Origin of the sequence: Kitasatospora sp. NPDC085895 (genome assembly GCF_040702125.1) — a bacterium.
Lineage (GTDB): Bacteria > Actinomycetota > Actinomycetes > Streptomycetales > Streptomycetaceae > Kitasatospora > Kitasatospora arboriphila.
Map to the genome: position 1 here is coordinate 100,784 of NZ_JBFBJY010000009.1, position 25,734 is coordinate 126,517.

The 25,734-nt window shown below is 73.8% G+C and carries 19 protein-coding genes; 15 read left to right on the forward strand and 4 right to left on the reverse strand.

Going from position 1 to position 25,734, the window contains the following annotated elements; genetic code table 11:
* The first annotated feature begins 27 nt into the window (after positions 1-27).
* Positions 28-4,149 carry a hypothetical protein gene (locus AB0442_RS08450; protein ID WP_366161592.1) on the forward strand — a complete coding sequence of 1,374 codons (4,122 nt, stop codon included), beginning with the start codon at positions 28-30 and terminating at the stop codon, positions 4,147-4,149.
* Complete coding sequence (locus AB0442_RS08455; protein ID WP_366161593.1) at positions 4,139-6,310, forward strand: hypothetical protein; 2,172 nt, start codon at positions 4,139-4,141, stop codon at positions 6,308-6,310. The genes AB0442_RS08450 and AB0442_RS08455 overlap by 11 nt, the downstream gene beginning before the upstream one ends.
* 5 nt (positions 6,311-6,315) lie before the next feature.
* Here the strand turns inward: AB0442_RS08455 and AB0442_RS08460 are convergent, their stop codons facing one another.
* On the reverse strand, positions 6,316-7,101 hold the full coding sequence (locus tag AB0442_RS08460) for a hypothetical protein (protein WP_366161594.1): 786 nt from the start codon (positions 7,099-7,101) through the stop codon (positions 6,316-6,318).
* A 435-nt stretch (positions 7,102-7,536) separates the two neighbouring features.
* Here AB0442_RS08460 and AB0442_RS08465 point away from each other — a divergent pair, with 435 nt between their 5' ends.
* Both AB0442_RS08465 and AB0442_RS08470 read left to right on the forward strand, forming a co-directional pair.
* A complete protein-coding gene (locus AB0442_RS08465; protein WP_366161595.1) occupies positions 7,537-8,073 on the forward strand; it encodes a hypothetical protein in 537 nt (178 codons plus the stop codon).
* Positions 8,070-8,891 (forward strand): hypothetical protein, encoded by an 822-nt coding sequence (locus AB0442_RS08470; protein WP_366161596.1) that lies wholly within the window; start codon positions 8,070-8,072, stop codon positions 8,889-8,891. Before AB0442_RS08465 ends, AB0442_RS08470 begins: the two co-directional genes overlap by 4 nt.
* A gap of 55 nt (positions 8,892-8,946) precedes the next feature.
* Here the strand turns inward: AB0442_RS08470 and AB0442_RS08475 are convergent, their stop codons facing one another.
* Positions 8,947-9,411 (reverse strand): phage tail protein, encoded by a 465-nt coding sequence (locus AB0442_RS08475; protein WP_366161597.1) that lies wholly within the window; start codon positions 9,409-9,411, stop codon positions 8,947-8,949.
* Positions 9,412-9,976: 565 nt separating this feature from the next.
* Between AB0442_RS08475 and AB0442_RS08480 the strand changes: the two genes are divergently transcribed.
* From AB0442_RS08480 to AB0442_RS08520, 9 genes are all read left to right on the forward strand, one after another.
* On the forward strand, positions 9,977-10,606 hold the full coding sequence (locus AB0442_RS08480; protein WP_366161665.1) for a LysE family transporter: 630 nt from the start codon (positions 9,977-9,979) through the stop codon (positions 10,604-10,606).
* 268 nt (positions 10,607-10,874) lie between these two features.
* Positions 10,875-12,734 carry a non-ribosomal peptide synthetase gene (locus AB0442_RS08485; protein WP_366161598.1) on the forward strand — a complete coding sequence of 620 codons (1,860 nt, stop codon included), beginning with the start codon at positions 10,875-10,877 and terminating at the stop codon, positions 12,732-12,734.
* 289 nt (positions 12,735-13,023) lie between these two features.
* Entirely contained in the window at positions 13,024-16,047 is a 3,024-nt protein-coding gene (locus tag AB0442_RS08490) for a beta-ketoacyl synthase N-terminal-like domain-containing protein (RefSeq protein WP_366161599.1), read from the forward strand.
* A complete protein-coding gene (locus AB0442_RS08495) occupies positions 16,040-17,227 on the forward strand; it encodes a MupA/Atu3671 family FMN-dependent luciferase-like monooxygenase (protein WP_366161600.1) in 1,188 nt (395 codons plus the stop codon). The genes AB0442_RS08490 and AB0442_RS08495 overlap by 8 nt, the downstream gene beginning before the upstream one ends.
* A gap of 3 nt (positions 17,228-17,230) precedes the next feature.
* Positions 17,231-17,794 (forward strand): gamma carbonic anhydrase family protein, encoded by a 564-nt coding sequence (locus tag AB0442_RS08500; protein WP_366161601.1) that lies wholly within the window; start codon positions 17,231-17,233, stop codon positions 17,792-17,794.
* A complete protein-coding gene (locus AB0442_RS08505) occupies positions 17,794-18,558 on the forward strand; it encodes an alpha/beta fold hydrolase (protein WP_366161602.1) in 765 nt (254 codons plus the stop codon). Before AB0442_RS08500 ends, AB0442_RS08505 begins: the two co-directional genes overlap by 1 nt.
* Positions 18,548-19,411, forward strand: coding sequence for a transporter substrate-binding domain-containing protein (locus AB0442_RS08510; RefSeq protein WP_366161603.1), 864 nt, complete (start codon positions 18,548-18,550; stop codon positions 19,409-19,411). The genes AB0442_RS08505 and AB0442_RS08510 overlap by 11 nt, the downstream gene beginning before the upstream one ends.
* A gap of 95 nt (positions 19,412-19,506) precedes the next feature.
* Positions 19,507-20,067, forward strand: a complete 561-nt coding sequence (locus AB0442_RS08515) for a flavin reductase family protein (RefSeq protein WP_366161604.1) — start codon at positions 19,507-19,509, stop codon at positions 20,065-20,067.
* Between the two features lie 150 nt (positions 20,068-20,217).
* Positions 20,218-21,519, forward strand: coding sequence for a homoserine dehydrogenase (locus AB0442_RS08520; RefSeq protein WP_366161605.1), 1,302 nt, complete (start codon positions 20,218-20,220; stop codon positions 21,517-21,519).
* 107 nt (positions 21,520-21,626) lie between these two features.
* Here AB0442_RS08520 and AB0442_RS08525 read toward each other — a convergent pair whose 3' ends face one another.
* A complete protein-coding gene (locus AB0442_RS08525; RefSeq protein WP_366161606.1) occupies positions 21,627-22,214 on the reverse strand; it encodes a histidine phosphatase family protein in 588 nt (195 codons plus the stop codon).
* Between the two features lie 246 nt (positions 22,215-22,460).
* Between AB0442_RS08525 and AB0442_RS08530 the strand changes: the two genes are divergently transcribed.
* Positions 22,461-23,246, forward strand: a complete 786-nt coding sequence (locus tag AB0442_RS08530; RefSeq protein WP_366161608.1) for an HAD family acid phosphatase — start codon at positions 22,461-22,463, stop codon at positions 23,244-23,246.
* Between the two features lie 146 nt (positions 23,247-23,392).
* A complete protein-coding gene (locus tag AB0442_RS08535; protein ID WP_366161609.1) occupies positions 23,393-25,063 on the forward strand; it encodes an NAD(P)/FAD-dependent oxidoreductase in 1,671 nt (556 codons plus the stop codon).
* Between the two features lie 26 nt (positions 25,064-25,089).
* Here the strand turns inward: AB0442_RS08535 and AB0442_RS08540 are convergent, their stop codons facing one another.
* Positions 25,090-25,608, reverse strand: coding sequence for an ATP-binding protein (locus tag AB0442_RS08540; RefSeq protein WP_366161610.1), 519 nt, complete (start codon positions 25,606-25,608; stop codon positions 25,090-25,092).
* Between the last annotated feature and the right edge of the window lie 126 nt (positions 25,609-25,734).

Genomic DNA, 25,734 nt, shown 5'->3' on the forward strand with positions numbered 1-25,734 from the left:
TTTGAACGATCATCACGGGGGCGTGCCATGGGCTGGGAGATCACTGCGCAGGGGTACTCCGCGCGACTGGAGAACGGGCGGGTGGTCCACCGCAACGATCGCGGGCGGGTGCTGAAGAAGGTGCCGCCCCCGCTGGTCGGTCATCCGGGCCTGCTCCGGCTGCTCGCCCTCGCGGACGGTGTCGCGGCACACCGCCGGACGTGCCGTCAGATGGCCGAGCGCCTGGTGCAGGAGGCGGTCGCCGTGCCGGCCCACGTGGTGGAGCTGCTCGCCGCGGACTCCGCGTGGAAGGAGGCGGTGGCGCAGGCCGGGCTCGTTCCCGCTGCCGCCGGGAGCCCGGGGCAGGAGGGCGAGGACCTGCTGCTGGCCCGCCGCTACCGCCATCCCGCACTGCCGGACGAGGAGCGGATCCTGCTCACCACCGCCGACGCGGTCCGGCACCGCGACGAGCTGATGGTCCACCTGGGCTGGGAGCCGGTCGACACCCGGCCGACCGGGCTGCCGGGCCCCGGGGCCGTGCCCTTCCCCGAGTCCGCGCTGGCCGAGCATCCCGCGCGGACGGACGAGGTGCTGCACCACGTGGAGCGCCTGGAGCAGGTCACCTCGGCCTGGCAGGTGTTCATCAAACGCGACGTGGACGCCGTGCTGAAGGAGATCGCCGGCGGCCGGCCCGCCCTGCTGCGCTGCTTCCTGGACGGCGTCGCCGACCAGTGCCTGCGCCACGGCGGCGAACCGAGCGACGCGGCAGCCTGGTTCGGCCGGGCGAGGGCTGCCGAGCGCAGCGCCGGCGAGCACGTCGACCAGCAGTGGCTGGACGCCCGCTACGCCGCGGTGGACGCCGCCGGTGCACTCACCGACACCGCCTTCCGCGAGCGGATCAAGCAGGTCACCGCGCGCGGCGCCGACCCGGAGGCGGCCCGCCGCGTCCTCGCCCTGCTCGGCGACCGGACGGTCCGCGAGGGCGAGCGCCCCCGGCTGGTCGCGGACGTCGTGCGCACCGCCAGGGCCGCCGGGTGCGACCCCGACCGTGAACTCGCCCGGCTGGCCGCACGGCTGCTGCCCGCCCGCGACCTGCGGAGCGACGCCGCCCGCGAGTTCTGGACGGCCCTGCTCGCCGCACCCGCCTGGGACCTCGTCCTCGCCGAACTCCCCGGCCTCGCCCACGAGGTGGTCGCCGCCGGGCCGCAGCCCGGGATGCTGGGCCCGGACCTCGCCCTGCGCTACCTGGAGCGGACCGGCGCGCTGGCCCTGCTCACCGGACCGGCCGGCGCCGACGGGGCGGCGCCCGGCACGGCCGCCGACTGGTTGCGCCGCCTGGCCGGCCTGGCCGACCGTTCGTACCACCGGGTGTCCGGACCGGGGCTGCTCCGGCTCACCGAGGTGCTGGCGCCGCGGATCGCGGCCGACGGCGTGCCGGTGGACCTGCCCTACTCCGGCCGGCGGGACCGGAACCGGCGGACCCTCGGGACCGTCCGGCTGGACGTCCTCGACGTGCTGCTGGCCGCGGGCGCGCCCGTCGCCGACCCGCCGCCGCTGCTCGGCGACCCGTACCTGCACCACCTCGCCGTCGCGCCGCGCCCCGGACTGCACGCCCTGACCGCCGACCCGCGGTTCGCCCGCGAGATCCGGGCACTGCTGCGGGCCGAGTTCGAACTGACCAACGGCGGCGACTCGAACAACCTCTGGTACCAGCCGCACGACCCCAAGGGCTGGGCGAACGTGCCCGGTCTGGTGGACACCGACCTCGGCCGGTCCACCCTCGCGGAGTGGTGCGACGAGGAACTCGCCGAGCTGCCCGTCCTCGACCTGGACGGGCTGGCGCTGATGCTCGCCCGCTTCATGCACGTCGGCGCCGCCGCCGCACTCCTCGCCGCCACCGGCCGGGCCGAACGGCTCGCCGCCGTGGACGTCGCCGGGCTGCTGCTGGCCGCCGTGGCCGGAGCGGCACCCGGGCACGGCCTCGACCGGGCGGGCGCCGAACGCCTGCTGCAGGGGGTCGAGGCGTCCTCCGTCTTCCGGGACGGCGTCGCGCTCCCGGTCCGCCGGCAGATCGGCCGGCTCCTGGAGATCGAGGAGGACGAGGTCGGCACCGAGTTCGCCCGACTGGTGCAGATCGCCGCGAACTGCCGCAACGGGGTCGCCCACCTCCTGCCGCTGCTGACCCCCGAGGCCGCCGCGACGCCCGGCCCCGCCGGCGACACGGACACCAGCACCGCCACGGACGTCGACACCGGTGCAGCCACCGGCACCCGCACCGGCACCGGCACGGTCGGGTCCCGGGCCGCGGCCCGGGACCGGCCGGCCGTCGTGCCGGCCCGCGTCCGGCTGGGCCGACTGCTGCACGCGGCCGCCGACGGCGCACCGTGGAACGGCGACCTCGACCAGCCGAGCGCGATCGTCCCGGGCGTGACCGCCGCCTTCCCCTACCTGGTCGTCGACCCGCAGACCGAACTGCTGCGCGGCGACACCGTGACCGGCACCCGCCTGCGCGAGTACGCCGACCTCCCGTTCGTCGCCGAACGGGGGCCGGGCCGCTGGCGCACCGTCTCGGTCACGCAGCCGGGCAGGACGCCCGCTCCCCCGGTCGGCCACGTCTACCGCACCGCGCTCTCGACCGCCGTGGTGCTCCACAGCACCTTCAACCGCTCCCAGCTGCTGGAGTACGCGCCCTCGGGCACCTTTCCGGAGGACAGCGCGCTGGCCGCCGCCGGCTACCGGGTGGAGACCGGGCACGACCTGGTGCCGGTGGCCGACGCCCGCTGGCTGCACGCCTACCTCGAACTGCTCGCCGAGCGGGGGCCGCTGCCCGCCCGCCCCGACACCGTCCGGGAACTCGCGCAGCGGCTCACGCTGACGGCCGACGAGGCCGGCGCGCTGCTCGCCGTCCGCAAGCACCACCGGGACCACCCGACCGCCGCCGAGAAGGAGATCGCCGGCCGGATCGGGTACGACGCCCTCCGGGAGATCAGGAGCCGGCTGCTGCCGGACGACCCGGAACGGCTGTGGACGCACGGTCCGGACCTCGATCGGGCCGTGGCCGGGTGGTACGAGCGCTTCGGCACGCCCCCGGTCGGCGCCGGGCTGATGGCCGACGCCGGACGCGAGCTCCGCTTCCCCAAGGGCGACTGGGCCCCCGCCGGTCCCGGCCCCGAGGTGGACCCGGGGCCGGCCGGGCTCCGCCGGCGCCGCCGGCAGCTGGACGCCCTCCTGGCCGCCGCCCTCGCCCCGGCGTCGGGCCCCGACCGCGCGCCCGCACCGTACGCCTCGCCCTGCGCGATGGCGTGGCTGGCCTACCGCACGCCCGTCGGCCACCCGCTGCGGCCCGCTCTCGCCGAGGCGGCCCTCCGCACGGCCGCCGAGGCGTCGGCCGGTGGCGGTGCGGCGGCGTGGCGGGTGTTCTCCGCCGACCGGCGGGCGGCCGTGGGCGAGCCGCCGTCCCCGCTCGCGCTGGCCGGTCTGACCGGCGTCGAGGTGGTGGACGACCCGGCCCGGCGGCAGTGGCACGTCCTGGTGCGCCCGGAGCTGCTCGACGGTGCGGACGACCCGGTGCTCGACGCGCTCGACGACTACTACGACCGTCTCCAGCCGTCGCAGGCCCTGCCCTCGGGCTCCGGGCTGCCCGCCCTCACCGATCTGCGCATCCTGCTCTCCGGTGACCTCGACACGCTCGGCCGGCACCTGGCGGCCGACGCCGACCGCACCCCCGGCTGGGAGCAGGACCCGCGGCGCAGCGCGCCGGAGGTCGTCGCCGCGTGCGCCGCCGCCCTCGGCGTCACGGCGGACGCGGCGGCGCTCCATCTGATGCTGCTGACTCTGCCCGATCCCACCGACCGCCGGGTGCGGCGGTGGACGGGCTGGTCGCCGGCCGCGCTGAAGGCCGCACAGCAGCAGGTCCGCGGCACCGGGCTCGTCGTGGAGGCCCGCCGTTCCCGTGCCGGGCGCAGCCTGTTCCTCCCCGGCCCGTGGCTGGAGTTGAAGGTGCCGCGGCTGCCGGTCGAGGCCGGGAAGCGTGCCCTGCTGCCCGCCGACCCCACCCGGGCGAGCGGCGTGCACACGGCGGTGGTGCCGTCCCGCCCGCTGCCCGTCCTGTTCGCCGACGCCTGGCGGTCGGCCGACCCGGCGAAGGAGGAGCCCGGTCATGTCCGATGAGTTCCGCAGCGGTGGTCCGGTCGACGAAGTCGCGCCGGTGGACGGGCGGTTGACCGATCCGGGGTGGCTGGTGACGGCCGCGCCGGAGCAGGTCGCGGCGGCACTGGACGGGGCCGTCGGGCCTCGGGAGGTGGCGGCGGCCGCCGTGTACCGGGCGTCGGGGCATGTGCACCGTGACGCCGGTCCGGTGGTACGGCGGCAGGTGCTGGCGCTGGACGCGGCACGGTACGGCGACCGGGAGCTGCTGACCGGTCTCACCGAGGTGCAGGTCCGTCAGGAGGCGGACGGCCCCTGGACGGTGCAGTGGGCGACCGGCACCGGCCTGGACTCCCGGCTGCGGCACGCACTGCCCGCGCCGGCCGGGGTGACCGCGGTGGCGACCGTGGTCGTGGAGGGGCGTGGACTCGCCGTCGCGGGCTGCGCGGACGGCACGCTGCTCTGGTGGGATCCGGTCACGGGCGGGCAGCTCGGCCGGGCCGCGACCGGCCACCCCGGCGGGGTGCGCCGTCTGGCGACGGCGGTGGTGGACGGGCGGCCCGTGGCCGTCACCGTCGGTTCCGACGGGACGGTCCTGGTGTGGGACCTCGACGAGGGGGAGCCGGTCGGCGAGTACCGCGCCGGCGGTGACGACCGGATCTTCACGCTGGCCACCGCACGGGTCGGGGGTCGGCCCGTCCTGGTGGCCGGCAGCACCGACGGCGTGGTGAGGGTGTGGGACCTGGCCGCCCTCGCCCGCGCGGACGCGCTCCTGACCATCCGCACCGGCCGTGTGCCGGCGCTGGCGACGGCGGTGGTGGACGGCCGGCCCGTCGCCGTCACCGGCCACGCCGAAGGCGCCGTCCGCAGGTGGGACCTGGTCACGGGACGGGAGTTCCGCGCCGGGGGCGACGGCGCGGAGGATTCCGGGCCCCTCGCCGATCCGCCGTCCGACCTGCCGGCGGCCGCGGAGGGCGGCGCCGGTGACGACGACGGTGACGACGGGTTCCGCCGCTGCATCACCCTGGAGGTCAACGCCATGACGCACCTCCTGGCGACGGACCCGGTGGTCGAGTGCCCGGTGGCGATCAGCGCCGACGCCTACGAGACGTACGTCTGGGACCTGGCCACGGGCGAGCAGCGGGGCGGGGACGCTCCGGGGTTCGCGGAGGCGGCGGCGCTGGCGGTGCTCGACGGCCGCCCCACCGCCCTCGTCGGGTTCGACCGCGGGCGGGTCGCGGTCTTGGACCTGTCCGCCCGCAGGCGTCCGTACCGGCCGCTGACCGGCCACGAGGAGACCGTCCGGGGTGCGGCGGCGGTGGCGGTGCAGGGGTGGCACTTCGCCGTGACCGGCGGCGACGACCGGTCGGTTCGCATCTGGGACCTCGACGGTGCGCCCGACGGCGGGCTCGGCGGCGGCAGGGCCACGGGCAGCCTGCCGGCCGGCCGTGCGGCGCCGGTGCGGGCGGTCACCACGGCCGTCGTGGACGGCCGCCCCGTCCTCGTCACCGGTGGCGCGGACACCGAGGTGCGGATCCGCGACCTCGACGGGGGCGGACAGCTCGGTGGGCCCCTGACCGGCCACACCGCCGCCGTGGAGCTCCTGACCGTGGGCACGGTGGAGGGGCGGCTCACCCTCCTCAGCCGCGACCGGCGCGAGTCGGTCCGGATCCGGGACCTGACCACCCGGGAGGAACTGCACGGACGGTCGACGAGCGAGTACGCGAGCCCGTCCGTCCGCTCCTTCGCAGTGGTGGAGGGCCGCTTCGTCGCGGTGACCTCCGAGGGACGCGTGTGGGACCTCGCGGCGCGCGCATGGATCGGGGTGCAGCCCGAGCAGGACGGCGCCCTGGCCCTGGCGGCGCTCGGCGGCCGCCACCTCCTCCTGACCGGGCACCGGACGGAAACGGCCCAGCTGTGGGACCTGGCCACGGGTGACCGGACGGGGCCGCCCCTGACGGGGCACACCGGCACGGTGTCGGCCGGCGCGGTGGGGATGCTGGACGGTCGTCCCGCCGTCGTCACCGGGTGCGACGACGGCACCGTGCGGGTGTGGGACGCCGCCACGGGGCGGCGGATCGGCGCGTACGCGTTCCCTGCCGCGGTCGGCGGGCTCGCGCTGGCGCAGGACGGGCGGCTGGCGGTCCTCTTCGGCCCTGACGTCGCGGTCCTGACGCGCCGTTGATCCGGCTACCAGAACTGCGCGAGGGCGCTCTCCTTGAACGGTGCCGGGCTGACCGACAGGTCGCCGGCGAAGGGGCGGTCGAGGACGACGACCAGCAGCAGGCTGAAGCCGATCAGGGCGGCGACCGCCCCGACGAACACGAGCCGGATGCGCCTGCTGCGGCTGCCGTGGAGGAAGGTGAGCGGGAGCATCACCAGGGCGCCGCCCAGCACCAGGACCTTCAGCAGGATCGGGAGTTCCTGGTTGCTCTGGTCGATCCGGGCCCGGCGCTGTGTGACCACGTCGTCCAGGCTCGCGACGGCCTGCTCGTAGTACGCCTGCTCCACCGCGCTCTGGGGCTCGTACGAGCGCAGCGCCGTGTAGATGGCCTCCACCCGGGCCCCTGCCACGAGGTAGTCCGCCGTCCCGGCCTTCATCCGGGGCCAGGTCTCCTCGACGACGGCGTGCACGTAGTCGCGGACCGCCGCGTTGACCGCGTCCCGGGGTGCGGCGGGGAACGCCCCGACGTCCCGGACGATCTTGGACGCCGAGGTCGCCTCGGTCGCCACCACCGTCGAGGCGGTCTCCAGCTGGGTCCACAGGTTGACGATCACGAAGGCGAGGATGATGCCGTAGATCGCGCCGAACATGCCGAGCACCACGCCCACCATCTCGTTGTGGTCCCCGCGCGCCAACGCCGGGTACCGGCGGCACGTCAGGATGCTGCCGGCCACCGCGAGCAGGACGAACCCGCCGACGATCACCAGGGTCAGCGTCAGGGCGGAGAAGTGGTTGAGCAGCCAGAGTTCCACGGCGGTTCCTTGTCGGATCGTGACCGAGGCAGACGGGACGCATACGGATGGTAATCACACGCCGCCCTCCTTCCGCTCATCCGATTCCGTGGCGTCACCGCGGGTGAGGGCCGGCGCCGACCGCCCGCAACGCGATCCGCCCCGCCCGGTGGCCCCGCGCCCCCGCCCCACCCCCCGCGCGCGGAGGCGGATGCCCGCCGGCGGGTGCGGCCGCTCATCGGCGGACTCCAACCCGGGCGCGGCGGGAGAGCGCAACCACGGCGGGAACGGTGGCCGGGCGGCGGCACACGGGTTGTCGCCGGTGAGCAGCACCGGGCGGCGCCGGTCAGTCCGGTGAGCGCCGCGGCGGTGGCGACGGCGGGCAACCGGACGCGGCAACCACGGAGGCGGGCCGGTGCGTCAGGGACGGTAGAACCCGACCCGAGGGAGTGAACCGTGTCCGGCAGGCCCCCGGCGGATCCGCACGCCACCACCACCCCGGACGGCCCGGCACCCGGCTACGATCCGTCTGCCCGGTGGTGGGCGATCCTGCGGCACGCGCTGTCCGTCGCCGTGACGACAGCGGTCGTCGTCACGGCCTTCACGGTCCTCACCCTCCCCCTGGCGGCGGTCTTCCTCCTCGACGACGTGTTCGTCGTCCGCGACTTCGCCGAAGCCGTTCTGATCGCCCTCGGCGTGGGGTTCGCCGCGAGCATGCTCGTCCTCCCCGTCGCCTTCGGGTTCGAGCGGCGGGTCATGCGCGGCGGCACCGCATGGAAGGCGCTGGCGGCGTGCGCCCCGGTGGCCGCTCCGATCACGGCTGCGCTCATCTTCGCTTCACTGTTCGAGTTCCAGCCGTCGGCCGCCGTCGGCTATGCGCTCGACGTCGCCGTGCTGCTCCTCGTGAGCTTCTCGATCTACTGGCTGGCGCTGTGGTCGCTGAACGCCCTCCGCCACGGCGCTCGGCGCCTCTGCCGGCGGGTGGCGGGGTGACATCCGTCGAGCACCTGACCTCCCGCGCCCGGCACGGCCGGCACCGAGAGGTGCTTCCCGAGCTGCTCGAGCTGGCCACCGACCCCGCTGCACCACCCGACCCGGCGTGGGAGGCCGCAGCGGCGGCCGTCCAGATCCTCTGCTGGGAGGACCGCTTCGCGGAGGCGGGCGAGCTGGCCGAGCTGCTGATCGAACGTCAGGGGCCCGGCGGCGGGGACCTGTGCGACCAGGACATGCCCTTCACAGAGGCGTTCCTGGCCGCCCAGCTGTACGCGGGGGTGCCCGCACAGCCCCGGATGCGCGCCGCGGCCGACCACGTCCCGGAGGGCCGGGTCCTGCGGGACGGGCTGCTCTGGCCGGCCGAGCAGCTCGACATCCGGCCGGTGGAGTGGCTGCTGCCGTGCCACTACGACTGGGGCGGGCCGCGCGTGCCCCGGGAGGGCGTGATCGGCGAGTGGCTGCTGGACCGCGACTTCGCGGCGCTGGAGCCGCGCGAGAAGCGGGTCGCCTGGGAGGCGGTCGCCAAGACCAACGACTTCGCGCGCGGCCGCGAGCTGGTCGAGTCGCTCGGCGAACTCCCCGATCAGTACCACCTCTGCCTGTGGCTCGCCGGCTGGTACGCCGTCGAGGGGGACGTCGCCGGCGGCGAGCGGATGCTGCTGGCCGCGCACACGCGGTGGTGGCCGTACATGAGGTGGGACGTGATCCCGACCTCCGAGGTGCTGCAGCCGACACTGCGGCAGGTCGTCACCGACGAGGTGCGGCAGCACTTCCTCACCCGGCCGGCCGGCCCCGAGGCGTCCGGCGGGGCCTCGTAGCGGCACCCGACACCCGACACCCGGCACGCGGGGCCCGGCCGGGCCGGCACCGGGATCAGTACTCGTTCTTGATGACGAAGTACGAACCGCGGATCGTTCCGGCGAGCTTCGACTTCTGCCGCGCGAACTTGAAGCTGGAGGCGAGCTCCTCCGGGACCTCCATCCCGTCGGAGAGCTTGAAGCCGACCGCACGCTTCTTGGGGTCGTCGACGGTGTACATCACGTTGACCGACAGGCCGCTCTCGTAGAAGACGTAGGCCATTCGGATGTTCTCGACCTGGAAGGCCGTGGCTTCGAGGGGCCGGGAGGAGATGACGATCTCGCGCTCCTCCCGCAGGATCCGGTGCACCCACTCGACGACCTCGGCGGCCTCCCCGGCCGGCTCCACCGTGAAGACGTGGTCGTACTTGTTCTTGAAGTAACGGGCCTCGTTCGCCCGCAGCCCGGCGAGCGCGGGCGCGACGGGCGACGACTCCAGACCGACGGTCGACACGGTGTCGAAATCCACGGTGTAGGTCATGGCAGATCCTTCCTCCTGGACGCGGGGAACCGGGCCTCCTGCCGGTGGGCGTCGACCGCGCCCCCGCACAAGGGCATCTGATCACCACCGCGCGGCCGCCACCATCGCCACCGCACCCGTCCGGCCCCGGGCGCTCCGCACCACGCCGTAGGGCCGCCGGCCCGAGGTGTCGACGACGGCGTTCCGGCTGCCGCGTCGATGTGACGCCCAACACCAGAACTGCCTCACCGTGCAGTCCGCCTGACTGTGGGTCAAAGTACTGACAGTGAGGCCGATCACGTCGCACACCGGTGCGACTCCCGAACCGGCAGAAGTGCCGAACTGCACTGCTGCACAGATGACTTGACGACACGCAAGATCTCGACTGACGGCACCTCACAACAGCCGCATCGACCGAACCCCGGGCAGGGCGCTCGGCCGGGGGGCGGTTATGGGGCATTTGCTCATCCACATCGTGGACATGGGTATGGAGTCCGTGTGGGGTGTGTATAGGCTGCGCGACGATCGCTGGGCGGAGTTCCGCCGGCGGGTCACATCAGCGGCATTTCCGGGGGAGGAATTAGCCATGCCACTTGATGCGTGGATCACTTGTTTCGCGGCTTCGTGGATCTTCTCGTTGTCACCGGGCTCCGGCTCGGTTTTCTCGATGTCGAACGGCCTGAACTACGGATTCAAGCGCGGATATCTGGGTGCGGTCGGGCTGGTGCTCGGCCTCTGGGCCGTCTTCCTGGTCGTCGTGGTAGGCCTCGGGGTCATCATCCAGGCCTCGCCGATCGCCTTCAACGTGCTGAAGTGGGCCGGTGTCGCCTACCTCTTCTACCTCGGCCTGGCGCAGTGGCTGTCGAAGGGGTCGCCGATCACGCTCCGGGAAGGCGACAAGCCGAAGATCGGCATTTTCGAGATCATCGGAAAGGGCGTTTCGCTCAACCTGATCAATCCCAAGGGCTACATCTTCATGCTGGCGGTCATCCCGCAGTTCATCGTGGCCGGGCACTCGCTGGCCCCGCAGTACGTCGCGGTCGCCCTGACCTTCGCGTTCACCGACCTCGTGGTGATGGCCGGCTACACCGGGCTCGCGTCCCGGGTCGCGCTCCGGCTGAAGACCGAGAAGCAGGTCGGCGTCCTCAACAAGGTGTTCGGATCGCTCTTCATGCTCGCCGCCGTCGTGCTGGCGACGTTCCAGCAGGCCGGCTAGTCGACGGCCTGTGCGGCAGTGCCGGTGGGGAGCGGTCCGTCGGAGGACCGCTCCGCCGGGAGCGCCGCCCGGGCGAGCGGGCCCGTGGTGCCCGGCCCTCGCCCGTGGGAGTCCCTTGTCCCGTTCCGCCGGACACCGTGCACCGTTCCCCTCTCCTCCGTCTTCTCTTTCCTCCACGCAGCGGCCCCTTCCGGCCGGCCCCGGCCGGACCGCGCTCAGGGCACGGGCACGGCCCGTCGGCCCGGGGGCTGCCTTCACCTGTCCTCACATGGAGATGTTTGCTGTGCAGGCGGTAGATGATCTTTTGCAGCGGGCGTGCGAGACGTTCGCGGACGCGACCGCTGTCACCACGTCGACCGAGTCGCTGAGCTACTCGGACCTGTTCTTACGAGCCCGGGACCTCGCCGGGGAGCTGGGTGCGCACGGCATCGGCCGGGGCGACGCGGTCGCGGTCCTCGGCCGCCGCAGCCCGGCGGTGATCGCGGCGGTGTTCGGCGTCTGGCTGGCCGGCTCGGTGGTCATGCTGGTCGACGAGGCGCTGCCCGAGGCGCGCCGCGAGGCCATGCTGGACACCGGCCCGGTCCGGGCGGTGGTGGTGTGCACGGACGGTCCGCACACCCGCCCGCGGGTCGAACCGCGGGCCGGCGCCGCGCGGACGGACGTCCTGGACGACCCTGACCACGCCTACGTCGCCTTCACCTCCGGATCGACCGGCAGGCCCAAGGCCATCGTGGGCAGCCACACCGGTCTGTCGCTCTTCCTGCAGTGGCAGGGCGAGGAGTTCGGCGTGGGGCCGGACGACCGGTTCGCGCACCTGACCAACCTGTCCTTCGACGTCTGGTTCCGGGACGCGCTGACGCCGCTGGTCTCCGGCGCCACCCTGTGCGTCCCGGACGCCGCCCACCTGGACGCCGCCGGAGTGCTGGACTTCCTGCGCGGCCGGGAGATCACCGGCCTGCACCTGGTCCCTTCCCTGGGCAAGGTGTGGACGTCGGTGGCGGCCGGGGCCGAACCGGTGCCCTCGCTGCGGCACGCCTTCTTCGCCGGCGAGCCGCTCGACGCCGAACTGGTGCGCCGCTGGCGGGAGCTGTTCCCGGGCTGCCAGGTGGTGAACCTGTACGGCCCGACCGAGACCACGCTGGCCCAGCACTTCCACCGCGTCCCGGCCGACCCCGGGCACGGGATCCAGCCGGTGGGCCGCAACCTCCCGCACTCCCGCAGCCTGGTGCTGGACGAGGAGCGCAGGCCGTGCGCACCGGGCACCGTCGGCGAGATCTGCATCGCCGCCGAACGGCCGTCGCACGGGTACCTGGCGGACGGCCGGATCGTCGCGCCGTTCGTCGAGGTCGAGGCCGACGGGGAACGGCTCACCGTCTACCCGACGGGTGACCTCGGGCGCCGGGCCGACGGCGGCGAGCTGGAGGTCCTCGGCCGGGCGGACGAGCAGATCAAGATCGCGGGCGTGCGGATCGAACTGCAGGAGGTCCGCTCGGCGATCCAGTCCCACCCGAGCGTCCACGATGCCTTCGTGTGCGCACTGGAAGACCGTTTCACCAAGGCCATCGTGGCCGTCATCGAGGGTGACGCGGCAGCCGAACCGGAACTCCGCACCCACCTCGGCGAACACCTGATGGGCGTCATGGTCCCCTCGGTCTTCGCCTATCTTCCGGCACTGCCGAAACTCCCCAACGGAAAGGCCGACCGGGCCGCACTCAAGGAGATCGCCGGAGAGCGCCTGGCGGAGCGTTCCCGTGCGTTTTCCGAATCCGCCGATTACCGTTCGGATTCCCTCCGGGCCACCCTTCCGGTGGCCGACCGGCTGGCCCGGATCTGGCAATCGGTGACCGGCGCCGGGCGGTTGGCAGACCGCGAAACGACCTTCTTCAACGCCGGCGGCACCTCGCTCACCATCGTCGTCCTCCATGCGGAGATCCAGACCGAATTCGGCGTCGCCTTCCCGCTGGTACGGCTCTTCGAGCACGCCTCCTTCAACGCACAGCGGAAATTCCTCGAAATCCTCCTCGAGGAGCCGGGCGGCAGCACGCCGAACACCGGCGCGGCCACCGCCGGCGCGGCTGCCCGACGCCGCGTCCTGACGGCCCGACGCACCCGCAGCCGCAGCCGCTAGCCGATCCCGGGCTGCCCGGGCGCGCCCCGGGCCGTACCGTCGCCGACCGTCCGGGGCGCACGCACCTCACGCGTCGCCTCCGGCCGGCCCGCGTACCCGCCCGTGCTGCGCCGACTCCCTCCTGCACCGGTTCCCCCTCTGCACCGTCGCGCACCCGTGGTGCCCGCGCACCCCGTGCCGTCCGCCCGACCTGGGCGCACCGCCGGGCCGGGCGCCCCCTGCGGGCTGCCCCGCGGGCCCGTACGCAGCGAACCGGCGCCACACACAACGGACTTGGACAAGGATGAACATGCACAGTGATGACGATGCGGTCGCGATCGTCGCGATGGAGTGCCGGCTGCCGCAGGTCACGGACGTCGACGAGTTCTGGCAGCGCCTGGTCGACGGTCACACCGCGGTCACCGATCTGACGGACGACCAGGTCGCCGCGGCCGGTGTGCCGGCCGCGCAGCGCTCGCGCCCCGACTACGTCAAGCGGGCCGGAGTCCTCGACGGCGTCGCCGAGTTCGACTCCGGGTACTTCGGCTACTCGCAGCGCGAGGCGGACGTCCTCGACGTCCAGCAGCGCCTGATGCTGGAGAAGTCCGTGGCGCTGCTGGAGCGGGCCAACATCGATCCGCAGCGCACCGACCAGCGGATCGGCGTCTTCGCCGGCTCGGGCATGAGCACCTACGTGTTCGGCGCGCTCCGCCGGCCCGACCTGGTGGAGTCGCTCGGCGAGATGCTCGTCCGGCACGGCAACGACAAGGACTTCCTGGCCACCCGGATCTCGTACAAGCTGAACCTGCGCGGACCCAGCCTGAACGTGCAGACCGCCTGCTCGACCGGCCTGGTCGCGGTCCACTCGGCCGTGCAGAGCCTGCTGCTGAACGAGTGCGACGCGGCCGTCGCGGGCGCGGTGTACATCCGCGTCCCCCAGGAGTCCGGCTACCAGTACCAGGTCGGCGGTGTGCTGTCGCCCGACGGCGTCTGCCGGCCGTTCGACGCCGGGGCCAACGGGACGCTGTTCACCAACGGGCTGGGTCTGGTGCTGCTGAAGCGGCTCGGCGACGCGATCGCCGACGGCGACCGGGTGTACGCGGTGATCGCCGGCTCCGCGGTCAACAACGACGGTGCGCAGAAGGTGAGTTTCACCGCCCCGAGCGTCTCCGGGCAGGTAGCGGTGCTGCGCGAGGCCCTGGAGATCTCGGGTGCCGAACCGGGCGACCTCGACTACCTGGAGGCGCACGGCACCGGCACCGCGCTCGGCGACCCGATCGAGATCGAGGCGATCAAGCAGGCGTTCGGCACCGAGGGCGCCCCCTGCGGCATCGGCTCGCTCAAGGGCAACTTCGGCCACCTCAACATCGCCGCCGGCATCGTCGGCCTGATCAAGGCCGCGCTGGTCCTCGACCGCGGGTACGTGCCGCCGACGGTGAACGTCCGCGAGATCAACCCCGCGCTGGAGCTGGAGGGTTCGCGCTACTACGTGACCACCGAGGGCCGGGAGCTGGACCCGGGCCGCACCCACTGGGTCGGCGTCAGCGCTTTCGGCATGGGCGGCACCAACGGCCACGTCGTCCTGCGCAGCCACGAGCCGCAGCCGGCCGGGACCGCCGAGCCGCGCGAGGCCACCGCGCCGAGCGAGGCCACCGACGCGGGCGGGGCCCGGCCGAGCATCCTGACCTTCTCGGCCCGGTCCGAGAGCGCGCTGCGCGGTCAGGGCGCCGCACTGGCCGCACACCTGGCGGCCGACCCGGACGCCTCGCTGGCCGAGTACGCCCGCACCCTGCGCGAGGGCCGCACCCGCCACCCCTACCGCGCCGCGTTGGCCGCGGTGAACCCGGCCGAGGCCGTCGCCCGGCTGAAGGCCGAGCGCTACCACACCGGGGCCGCGGCCGACGCGGACGGCCTCGCCTTCGTCTTCGCGGGTCAGGGCACCCAGCGCCCGGGCATGGGCGCGGGACTCGCCGCGCACGACGAGGGCTTCGCCCGCCGGCTCGCCGAGGCGAGTGCCGCGGTCGACGCCCGTACCGGCTTCCGCCTGAGCGACCTGCTGGACGCCGGGAAGCAGGGCGGGAGCACCGACATCACGGACACGGCCGTCGCCCAGCCGCTGCTGTTCGCCGTCGAGTACGCGCTCGCCACCGCCCTGCTCGACGCGGGCGTCACGCCCCGCTACCTGTTCGGCCACAGCCTCGGCGAGATCGTCGCCGCGACCGTCGCCGGCGTCTTCGACCTGCCCGCGGCGGCCGAACTGGTCGCAACCCGTGCCCGGTTGATGTCCCGTTGCAGGCCCGGCGCGATGCTCGCCGTCACCGACCTGGACCCGTTCGCCGAGCTCGTCGGCGACGGCACGCTGGTCGTCGCGGCCACCAACTCGCCGCGCCAGCTGGTCCTTTCGGGCAGCCACGCCGGCATCGAGAAGGCGATCGCCCGGGCCGGCGAGGTCGGCGTCCAGCACCAACAGCTCGCCACCTCGCACGCCTTCCACTCGCCGCTGATGCAGGACGCCGCCGACGAGTTCCTCGCCTTCCTGAAGACCTGCGAGTTCCGGGCACCGCGGATCCCGGTGGTCTCCAACATCACCGGCCGGCTGCTCACCGAGTACGAGGCGCGCAACCCGCACTACTGGGCGGAGCACCTCGTCCGCGGAGTGGACTTCGCCGGGTCGGTGGACACCCTGCGCGAGCTGGGCGTCGACAGGTTCGTCGAGATCGGCGCGGGCCGGTCGATGAGCAACCTGGTGCGGACGAACTTCGCCGCGGCGGGTGCGGCGGCGCCGGCACTGGCCCAGACCCTCGGCGAGCCGGAGCACGAGGCGGAGTCCTTCGCCGACGCCCTCGCCCTCGGCTGGGCCGCCGACCCGGAGGTGTCCGTCGAGGAGTACAGCACCGCCGGGCGGATGACGGCCCTGCCCACGTACGCGTTCGACAGGCTCGTCCACTGGGTGGAGCCGTCGCTGGGCTTCGCGGTGGACGCGGACGCCGCCCCGGCCACGCCCCCGGCGCCGACGCCGGCTCCGAGCGGACCCGCGCAGCAGCCCGGAGGTGCGGCTCCCGCCGCCGTGGAGGAGGAGAACGGCGCCGCGGAGGAGATCCGGCAGATCGTCGGGCAGATCTTCGAGAGTTTCCTCGGCGGCTCGGCCGCCTCCGCCGACCTGGGCTTCTTCGACCTCGGCGGCAACTCGCTGATGGCCATCCAGTTGATCAACAAGCTTCGTGAAACCTTCCAACTCGACCTGTCCGTCCGGGACTTCTACGAGAACAGCTCGGTCTCCGGAACCGCCGACGTGATCACCGCACTGCTGCTGGAGGAGCCCGCACATGTCTGACGGCACTTTCCTCGACGCCGACCGGCTGGCCGGCCTGAAGGCACGGCTGAAGTCCGGCCCGGCGGCCCCCGCCCCCACCGCTGCCCCCGTCGACGCTCCCGCCGCGGCGCCGCACGAGGCCCGGCGGTCGTCGGACCTGCCCGACCTCGGCGTCATCTTCTTCTCCGGGCTGACCGGCGGCAGTGACCCGTACGACCTCCTGCTGGACGTCTCCCGCTACGTCGACCGCGCCGGGTTCACCGCGATCTGGACGCCGGAGCGGCACTTCACCGAGGTCGGTGGCGCCTACCCCAACCCGGCCGTCCTCGGCGCCGCACTGGCGATGATCACCGAGAAGGTGCGGATCCGCGCCGGCAGCGTCAACCTGCCGCTCCACGACGTGCTGCGCGCCGCCGAGGAGTGGGCGCTGGTCGACAACCTCTCCGGCGGACGGGTCGACCTCGCGCTGGCACCCGGGTGGCACGCCAGGGACTTCGTCCTCAACCCGCAGGGCTACGAGAACCGTTCCCGCCTGCTCAACCAGGCACGGGAGCAGCTCCAGGACCTGTGGCGCGGCACCGCCGTGCAGCGCAAGGACCCGCTCGGCGACACCCACGAGATCGTGACCTTCCCCCGCCCCGTCCAGCCGGAGCTGCCGGTCTGGCTGACCTCCTCCAAGAGCGAGGACGCCTGGCGGTTCGCCGGTGAGAACGGTCTCAACGTGCTCTCCGCGCTGATCAACTTCGGCCCGCCCGAGCTGGAGAAGCGGATCGCGATCTACCGCGAGGCCCGGCAGCGGGTCGGCCTCGACCCCGCGCGGGGCGTGGTCTCGCTGATGCTGCACACCTACGTCGGCGCCGACGCGGCCTCGGCCGTGGACCGGGTGCGGCCCGCGATGACCGAGTACCTGAGCTCCTTCGTCACCCAGCACGCCACCGCGGGGCAGGCCGAGTCCAAGGACAAGGCCGACACGCTGCACAACCTCGGCGACGACCGGGACGCCTTCGTCGAGATGGTGTTCCAGCGGTACGTCTCCTCCAGCTCGCTCATCGGCGACGTCGCGGGCGCCAGGGCCACCCTGGAGGACTTCCGGGCGCTGGGTGTCGACGAGATCGCCTGCCTCGTCGACTTCGGCCTGCCCAAGGACGAGGTCCTGCAGAGCCTCGCCCGCCTCGCCACCCTCGTCCGGCAGGAGATCTGAGCCGTGAAGACGTACAGCTTCCAGGGCATCCAGCCCCGCATCCACCCGAGCGTCTACGCCTTCGACGACGTGGTCGTCATCGGCGACGTCGAGATCGGGGCGGACGTCAGCCTCTGGCCGGGCGTGACCGTCCGCGGCGACAAGGGCCCCGTCCGCATCGGCCGCGGCTCCAACGTGCAGGACCACGCGATGCTGCACTCGGACCCCGACCACCCTCTGGTCCTCGGCACGGACGTCACGGTGGCGCACGGCGCCCTGCTGCACGGTTGCACGATCGGCGCCGGAACGGTCGTCGGCATCGGCGCCGTCGTCCTCAACGGCGTCACCGTGGGCGAGAGTTCGCGGATCTCCGCCGGCGTGGTGCTCAGCGCGGGCCCGCAGTACCGGCCGCGCAGCCTGATCGCCGGCAACCCGGCCTCGGTGCTGATGACCCTCAGCGACAGCGACGTCGCCGTCCTGGACGAGACCGCCGCCGAGTACCGCGAGCTGGCCGACCGCTACCGCACCCAGCTGCGGCCCGTCACCCTGCCGGGCCGCGAACGGCCGCACGCCGGGTCCGGCGCCTGATGGCACCGCCGATCCGGCCGGCCGGCAGCCGGCTGCTGCGCCGGTACGCGGGCGGCCACCGGCAGGCCGTGGTGTGCTTCCACCACGCCGGCGGGGGGATGTCCGCGTACCGGGGCTGGGCGCAGGCGCTGGCCGCCCGCGCGGACGTGGTCCTGGTCCAGCTCAAGGGCCGCGAGGACCGGGTGGCGGAGCCGCTCACCGACCGCCTGGACGACCTCGCGGTGGAACTCGCCAGGGAGATCTGCGAGTTGCCGTACGAGGACGTGGTGCTGGTCGGGCACAGCATGGGGGCGGCCCTCGCCTGGGCGGTGGCCGACGCGATCTGGGCGGTCTACCGCCGCCGGGTGCGGGTGGTGGTGTCGGCCCAGGCACCGCCCCCGTACGCGGGCCGGGACCTGCCGGGTGTTCCCGAGGTGCTCGGCGGGCCGGCGGACGGGTCCGCCGACGCCGCGGCACCGGGCCCGGCCGACGGGCTGCACGCCGGGACGCTCGCCGCCGACCTGGCCTGGATGGCCCGGGAGTTCCCCGCGTTCGTGCCGCGCGCCCTGCCCGTCGACCTGCACTGCGTCCTCGCCGACCGCGACCACCTGGTGGACCCGGCCGCGGCGGCGGGCTGGGCGGCGCTGACCACCGGGCGCTTCACCCACCGGACGGTGGACGGCGGACACATGTACCTGCTCACCGATCCCGCACCGCTGCTCGCCCTGGCGGGCGCCGTCGCGGGCGGAGACCGAACGCTCCAGGAGGTCTGCGTTGACCAGTAGTCCGGCCGGTACGGCACACCACGGTACGGGCATCCGGATCGGGTTCCAGCGGAACACCCCGCCGTTCTCCTACGCACCGCCGGCCGGACCGCCGGCCGCGGGCCGGGCGGACAGCGGGTTCCGGCCGATCGGCTACTCCGTCGACCTGGCGCAGCTCGTCCTCGCCCGCATCCACGGCGGCGACCACCTCGTCCCGCCGGTCGAGGCGGTGGAGGTCACCTCGACCACCCGCGAGGGCCTGCTCTCCGCGGGCCGGATCGACATCGAGTGCGGATCGACCACGATCACCGAGGCCCGGTCGCAGCGCTACGCGTTCAGCCGGCCGATCTTCCGCACCTCGCACCGGATCGCCCTGAAGGGCCGCCCCGGCGTACCGCCGGCGTCCGGCCTGCGCGTGGTCGGCATCGAGGGCTCGACGAGCCGGGCCGCCCTGGAGGGCCACCCGGACCTCGGCTTCGCGTTCACCTTCGTCGGCGTGCCGTCCATCGGCGCGGCACGGGACGCGTTCCTCCACGACGACCGGATCGGCGCCCTCGTGGCGGACGAGGTGATCCTGCGCTCCCTGCTGCGCGGCGGGGCGGCCGCCGCCGGCGTCCACCTGCTGGACGTGCGCCTCGGCGGCGAGGACTACGGCTTCCTGCTGCGCAAGGACGACCCGGAATTCCTCCGCGCGGTCGACACCGCACTGGAGGAGGTGTTCGCCTCCGACGCCTACCCGGAACTCATCAGGTCGTGGTTCTGCGCGGAGCTGCCGGGTCTTGGATTCGGCCTGGAAATGGACCCGGAGGATGATTCGTTCGTGTCGGCCGGGAGCAGCCGGAACGTGGGCCCGGTTCCCGTTCCCAGCGGCTGACCGCGCACCGGGGAACCGATTTCCTCCGCTCGGCACGACCGGCCCCGAAAGGCGGGGCAATTCATCCGATCGACTAAGAATTACGGGGGTCCGTCATGGTTATCGGAAAGGCGCCGGCGGCGAACACCGTCGACTGCGACCTGCAGCGCGAGTTCAAGGAGGTCATGGCCTGCGTGGCCACACCCGTGTCGGTCGTGACGGCGATGGCAGGCCCGGACATGCCCTCCGGCGCGACGGTCAGCGCCTTCACCTCGCTGTCGATCGATCCGCCGATGGTGCTGGTCGCCCTCGACCACCGGTCGAGGACACTCGACGCGATCCGCGCCTGCGGCGCCTTCGGACTCAACGTCCTCGGCGCCGAACAGGCCGATGTGGCACTGTCGTTCGCGGCCAAGGGCGGCGCGGACAAGTTCCACGGCGCGGCCTGGGGCATCGACCGGGGGCTGCCGCGGATCGACCGGGCACCGGCCTGGATCGCCTCGACGGTGGCGGACCTGGTCGACGGCGGCGACCACGTCATCGTCCTCGGCCGGGTCCGGGCCGCGGAGGTGACCGGCAGCCAGCCGCCGCTGGTCTACCACCGTCGCAGCTTCGGCACCCACCTGCCCGATCGCGTCCCGCCCCTGCCCGCACCGGCGCCGACGCGCTCCGGCTGACCACCCGGCCCGCTCGGCCACGGATTTGCCGCGTTCGCCGGAATTACCGCGGCGAACGCGGCAGTCCGGCAACAATCCTTTCGTCTCGCATTCTGAGAACCCGAAGATTTTCCGATGGACAGTCAGCCGACGGCGTGTACGCTGTCCGCCATGGGAAATAGTGTCAGAGTCGGTCTGCTCGGGTGTGGAACTGTTGGGGAGGCATTCGCGGAACTGCTCGTGGAGCGTCGCGGCGCCATCGAGGACGTGACGGGAATTTCCCTGGAACTCGCACGAATCGCAGTCCGCGACCCGGGCAAGCCCCGATCCGCGAAACTCGACTCGGGACTGTTCACGGGGGACCCTTACGACGTCGTCAAGGCCGATGACGTCGACGTCGTGGTCGAGCTGATCGGCGGCACCGCACCGGCCGGCGAGCTGATCCTCGCGGCGCTGAACGCCGGCAAGTCGGTCGTCACCGGCAACAAGGAGCTCGTCGCCAGCTCCGGGCCCGAGCTGTACGCCGCCGCCGACCGCGCGGGCGTCGACTTCTTCTTCGAGGCCGCCGCGGTCGCGGCCGTGCCGATCCTGCGCCCGATCCGGGAGTCACTGGTCGGCGAGGACGTCACCCGGGTCGCGGGCATCGTCAACGGCACCACCAACTACATCCTCACCCGGATGACGGCCGACGGCCTCGGATTCGACGAGGCCCTGGCGAAGGCCCAGGAACTCGGTTACGCCGAGCCGGACTCCACCGCCGACATCACCGGCGCCGACGCGGCCTCCAAGCTCGCCATCCTGTCCTCGCTGGCGTTCAACCGGTCGGTCGCCGCCGACGACGTCGCCCGCGAGGGCATCGTCGGCCTCGACCGCGAGGACTTCGAACTCGCGGCCCAGTTCGGGTACGTGATCAAGCTGCTCGCGGTGGCCGACCGCTTCCCCGGCGACACCGGCGACGAGGCCGGCGCGCAGATAGGCGCCCAGGTGTTCCCCGCCCTGGTCGAGCGGGACCACCCGCTGGCGACCGTCCGGGACAGCTTCAACGCCGTGTTCGTCACCACCTCCGCCGCCGGCGAGCTCATGTTCTACGGGCGCGGCGCGGGCCCCCGCCCGTCGGCCTCCTCGATCCTGGGCGACGTCGCCGCCGCCGCCGACCACCTGCGCCGCGGCACGCACCGCCGCGTCCCGGTCGGCGCCCCCGCGGCCATCCGGCCCACCGAGGACCTCGAGTACTCCTTCTACATCCGCACCGAGGTCGACGAGGCACCCGGCGTCCTGTCCCAGGTCACGGGCGTGTTCGGCCGCCACGGCGTCTCCATCCGCAAGGTCGACCAGCACGGCTCCGAGTCGCAGGCCCGGGTCGTGTTCGTCACCTTCCCGGCCACCGAGCGCGCCCTGAACGCCGCACTCGACGAACTCCGCGGCCTGGGACACGTCCGCGGCGTCGGACGCGTCCTGCGGATCTACAAGTAACCCACCGGCACCACGTCAGCCACCCCGTGGCCGCCGACCACCCGGTCGGCGGCCACGGGCACGTACACCGCTCCCCCGAGCCGGGCCGTGACGCGACCGGCCCGCCGCTACGGGACGTTCCAGGCTGCGACGACCGGCTGCCCGTGCTCGGTGGCGAGGAAGCCGAGGGTGCCCGGATGCGGGTGGCCGAGCAGCCGGGCGGCGGACGGGTCGAGGCCGAGCCAGCGCACGGTCAGGACGCGCGCCAGATGACCGTGCGCGACGACGGCGACGTCGCCGTCGGCCAGCAGCGGTCGGATCCGGTCCAGCACCGCGTCCGTGCGCGCCGCCACCTGCTGCAACTGCTCGCCGGGACGGTCGGCGCCGCCGGGGGCGACGCCGTCCCGCCACAGGTCCCACCCCGGCCTCGCCTCCTGGATCTGCTCCGCCGTCAGGCCCTCGTAGCCGCCGTAGTCCCACTCCAGCAGGTCCGGATCGGGCTCGACTCCGGTCAGGCCCGCCAGTTCGGCCGTCCGCAGGGCGCGGCCCAGCGGGCTGCTGAACACGGCCGCCGGACGGCGTTCGGCCAGCCTCGGAGCGAGCGCCCTCGCGGCGTCCTCGCCCGCGGCGGTCAGCGGGACGTCGGTGCGGCCCGCGTACCGGCCCGACAGGCTCCATTCGGTCTGGCCGTGCCTGATCACCATCAGCTCACCCATGGCCGTGCACCGTACCTGACGGTACGTCGGCCTGTCCGCGCGGCGTCCGGCCCTGCCGGGGCGGCGCCCGCGGGGCCGGTGCGGAGTCCGTGCGCACCGCGCGTAGACATAGCGCGTAGACATTGCGCGTAGAGTTTGCTTGACCTGCCTGGTTACTCGCCCGTACGTTCAGCCCCGCATCGTGCGCGTCGGGAGTCGGGGGGACGACCCGCGTTTCCCTCCCGACGGCAGAAGGGGCAGAACCACATGCTCAGGAAGACCCTCGGGAACCGCTCGAAGACCCTCGCCACCCTCGCCGTCGGCGTGGTCGTCGGCGGTGCGGTCGCGGGCGGCGGCCTCGCGGTCGCCGACACCAAGGCTCCGCGCAGCGACCGTCAGATCACCAACATGACCGACGAGGTCAACGACATCAAGGCGTACTACGGCGACACCGTCGACGCACAGGGCGAGCACTGGGCGTCGCCGACCAGCAACTACGCCAAGCAGGTCGCCGGGATCGAGAAGGACGCCAAGCAGTACCTGCAGGCCCGCGCCCACCACGACAAGGGCAAGAAGAAGGCGATCGTGCTCGACGTCGACGACACCTCGCTGTCGACGTACAACTACGAGCTGGAGACGACCTTCGTCTACAACCCCACGAGCAACGCCCAGTACATCGCCACCAAGACCATGCCGGCCGTCTTCGGCATGAACACCCTGGCGAAGTGGGCCGAGCAGCAGGGCTACACCGTCTTCTTCGTCACCGGCCGGCCCGAGGCCCAGCGGACGTACACGGCGGCCAACCTGGCGGCGGTGGGCTTCCCGGCCGCGGACGCCCCGCACCTGTACCTGAAGAACAAGGAGAACCCGCCGGCGTACCTGCCGTGCGGCAAGACCTGCACCACCGTCGAGTACAAGTCCGGGACCCGCGCCCACATCGAGAGCCTCGGCTACCAGATCGTGGCCAACTTCGGCGACCAGTACAGCGACCTGTCCGGCGGCCACTCCGGCAAGACGTACAAGATCCCGAACCCGATGTACTACCTCCCCTGATCCCCGCTCAGGACGCCGGGCGTCGCGGCCGGAACCCCGGCCGCGACGCCCGCGCCCGTTCCGGCCGTCGTACGGTGCGGTGCGTGACCGGAAGGCGGACGGCTCGTTGCTCCCGGGGCGGGTGAGCTGCGGCGGAGGCGGTCGGTGTGACGGGAAGCGTGCTGGTCGGACGGCCGCTCACGGCCGGTGGGGTGGCGGACGCGTACGACGCGGTGGTGGTCGGCTCCGGGGCCGGCGGGCTGACCACGGCCGTCTGCCTGGCACGCCAGGGCCGGCGCGTGGCGGTGTTCGAACAGCACTACACCGCGGGCGGCTACACCCACGCCTACCGGCGCCGCGGTTGGGAGTGGGACGTCGGCATCCACTACGTCGGACAGTTGGCGGAGCGCGAGCCCGTCCGGGTGCTCTCGGACTACCTGACCGGCGGCGCGCTGCGCTGGGCCCCGCTGGGCGACCCGTTCGACGAGTACCGCCTGGCGGGAGAGGTGTACCGGGCCCCGGTCGGCTTCGCGGCCTACGAGGCCGGGCTGATCGCCCGCTTCCCGGCCGAACGGGCCGGCATCGAGGCGCTGTTCGGGCTGGTCCGGCGGTGCCGGGCGGTGTTGCCGGTGCTCGCGCTGGGACGGCTGTCGGGCCCCGTGGTGCGGCGGCTGGCCCGGACGCTGCGGGCGGCGGCCGTGCCGCCCGAGGCGATGCGGCCGGCCCGGGAGGTGGTGGAGGGGCTGGTCCGCGACGAGCGGCTGCGGCAGGCCGTGCTCACCCAGAGCGCCCTGCTGCTGGCCGATTCCACGGCCAGGCTGCCGTTCTTCCTGCTCGCGGTGCTGTTCGAGCACTTCCGGACGGGCGCCTGGTATCCGGTGGGCGGCAGTGCCGCGATCGCCCGCGCGATGCTCGGACCCGTCCGGGCCGCCGGCGGCGAGGTCTTCGTGCGGGCGCCGGTCTCCCGGATCGAGCTGGACGGGCCCCGCGCGACGGGCGTGGTGCTGGCGGACGGGACCCGGGTACGGGCGCCGGCGGTGGTCAGCGCGGCAGGTGCCCAGAACACCTTCGGCGCGCTGCTGCCGCACCGGACCGGCGACCACCCCGGCCACGGGGACGGCAGCGGGGACGGCGGCGACGACGGCGACCGGCTGGCCGGCATGCGGCGCGGGTTCCCCTTCGTGCTGCTCTTCCTCGGGCTGGACGGGGAGCCGGCGGAACTCGGGCTGCCACGGCACAACCTGATGGTCACCGACGGGGACTGCGACGCCTTCTTCAACGGCACGGGCGGGCGGACCAGCGGCCACTTCCTCTCCTTCTCCTGCGCCAAGGACCCGACCTGGACCGCCCGGCACCCCGGACGGTCCACCGGCGAGATCCTGGCCTACGTACGGCCGGAGCTGTTCGCGCCCTTCCACGGGTCGCGGTGGCGGCACCGGGACCCGGACTACCTGGCCCTGAAGACCGAGCTCACCGCCGAGCTGCTCGATCAGCTGTACCGTCAGCTGCCCGGCACCAGGGGGCGGGTGGCCCACCACGAACTCGGCACCCCGCTGACGGCCGAGCACTTCGCCGGCTGGCCCGGCGGCAGCCTCTACGGGCTGGCCAAGGACGTGGCGGGCTTCGGCGACGGCCACCGCGCCGGCCTGGCGGACTGGCTGCGCCCGCGGACCCGGATCGAGGGCCTGTACCTCTCCGGCCAGGACTGCCTGGCCGGCGGCTTCCTCGGGGCGGTCACCGGCGGCCTGCTGGCCGCCCACGAGGCCCTGGACCGGACCGGTCGCGCCCGCCTCTGGGCCGGGATCCTGAGACAGGGCCTGTGGCCGACATCCCCCTGACGACCCCGGCACGGCCCTGCACCGGCTCAGCCGTCGAAGAGCGGGTCCGGTCGGGCGAGTGCGGCCCGGCGTGCCCGCCCGCGGTCGGGCTCCGGTCCGGGGTCGGGCTCCGGTGCGGGCCCGGGGTCGGTGGCGGGCGTCAGCGGCAGGTCCGCCCAGACCGTCTTGCCGTCTCCGGCGGGCGTGGCGCCCCAGGCTTCGGCGACGCGGTCGACGATGACCAGGCCGTGCCCGTGCGACGTCTCCGGGCGGTGCGGCTCGATCAGGTGCGGCGGTTCGGGGCTCGCGTCGGTGACGGCGATCCGCAGCCCGCCGGGGCGCAGCCGGAGGTCGAGGGCGAGCGGTCCGCCGGCGTGCTGCGCGGCGTTCGCCAGCAGTTCCGCGGCGGCCAGGACGGCGTCGCCGGCGGCCGGCCGGCCGGCCAGGTGCCAGTCGGTGAGGGCGTGGCGGGTGAAGTCGACGCCGTCGCACACGAGGCCGCCCGCCCGGGACGGGAAGTCCAGTCGGCGGCGGCCCCGGACCGCGGTGGAGGGGGAAGGACACATGGTGGGTTCCCGGTCGTTGCCGAAGGTGCTCCGACCCGAGCGTCTGCCCCGCCCTGCGCCGCTTACGCGTCGGACCCCGCGGCAGCGGCGTACGGCCGGCCGGCCGGGCCCCGGCAGCCCTCGTTG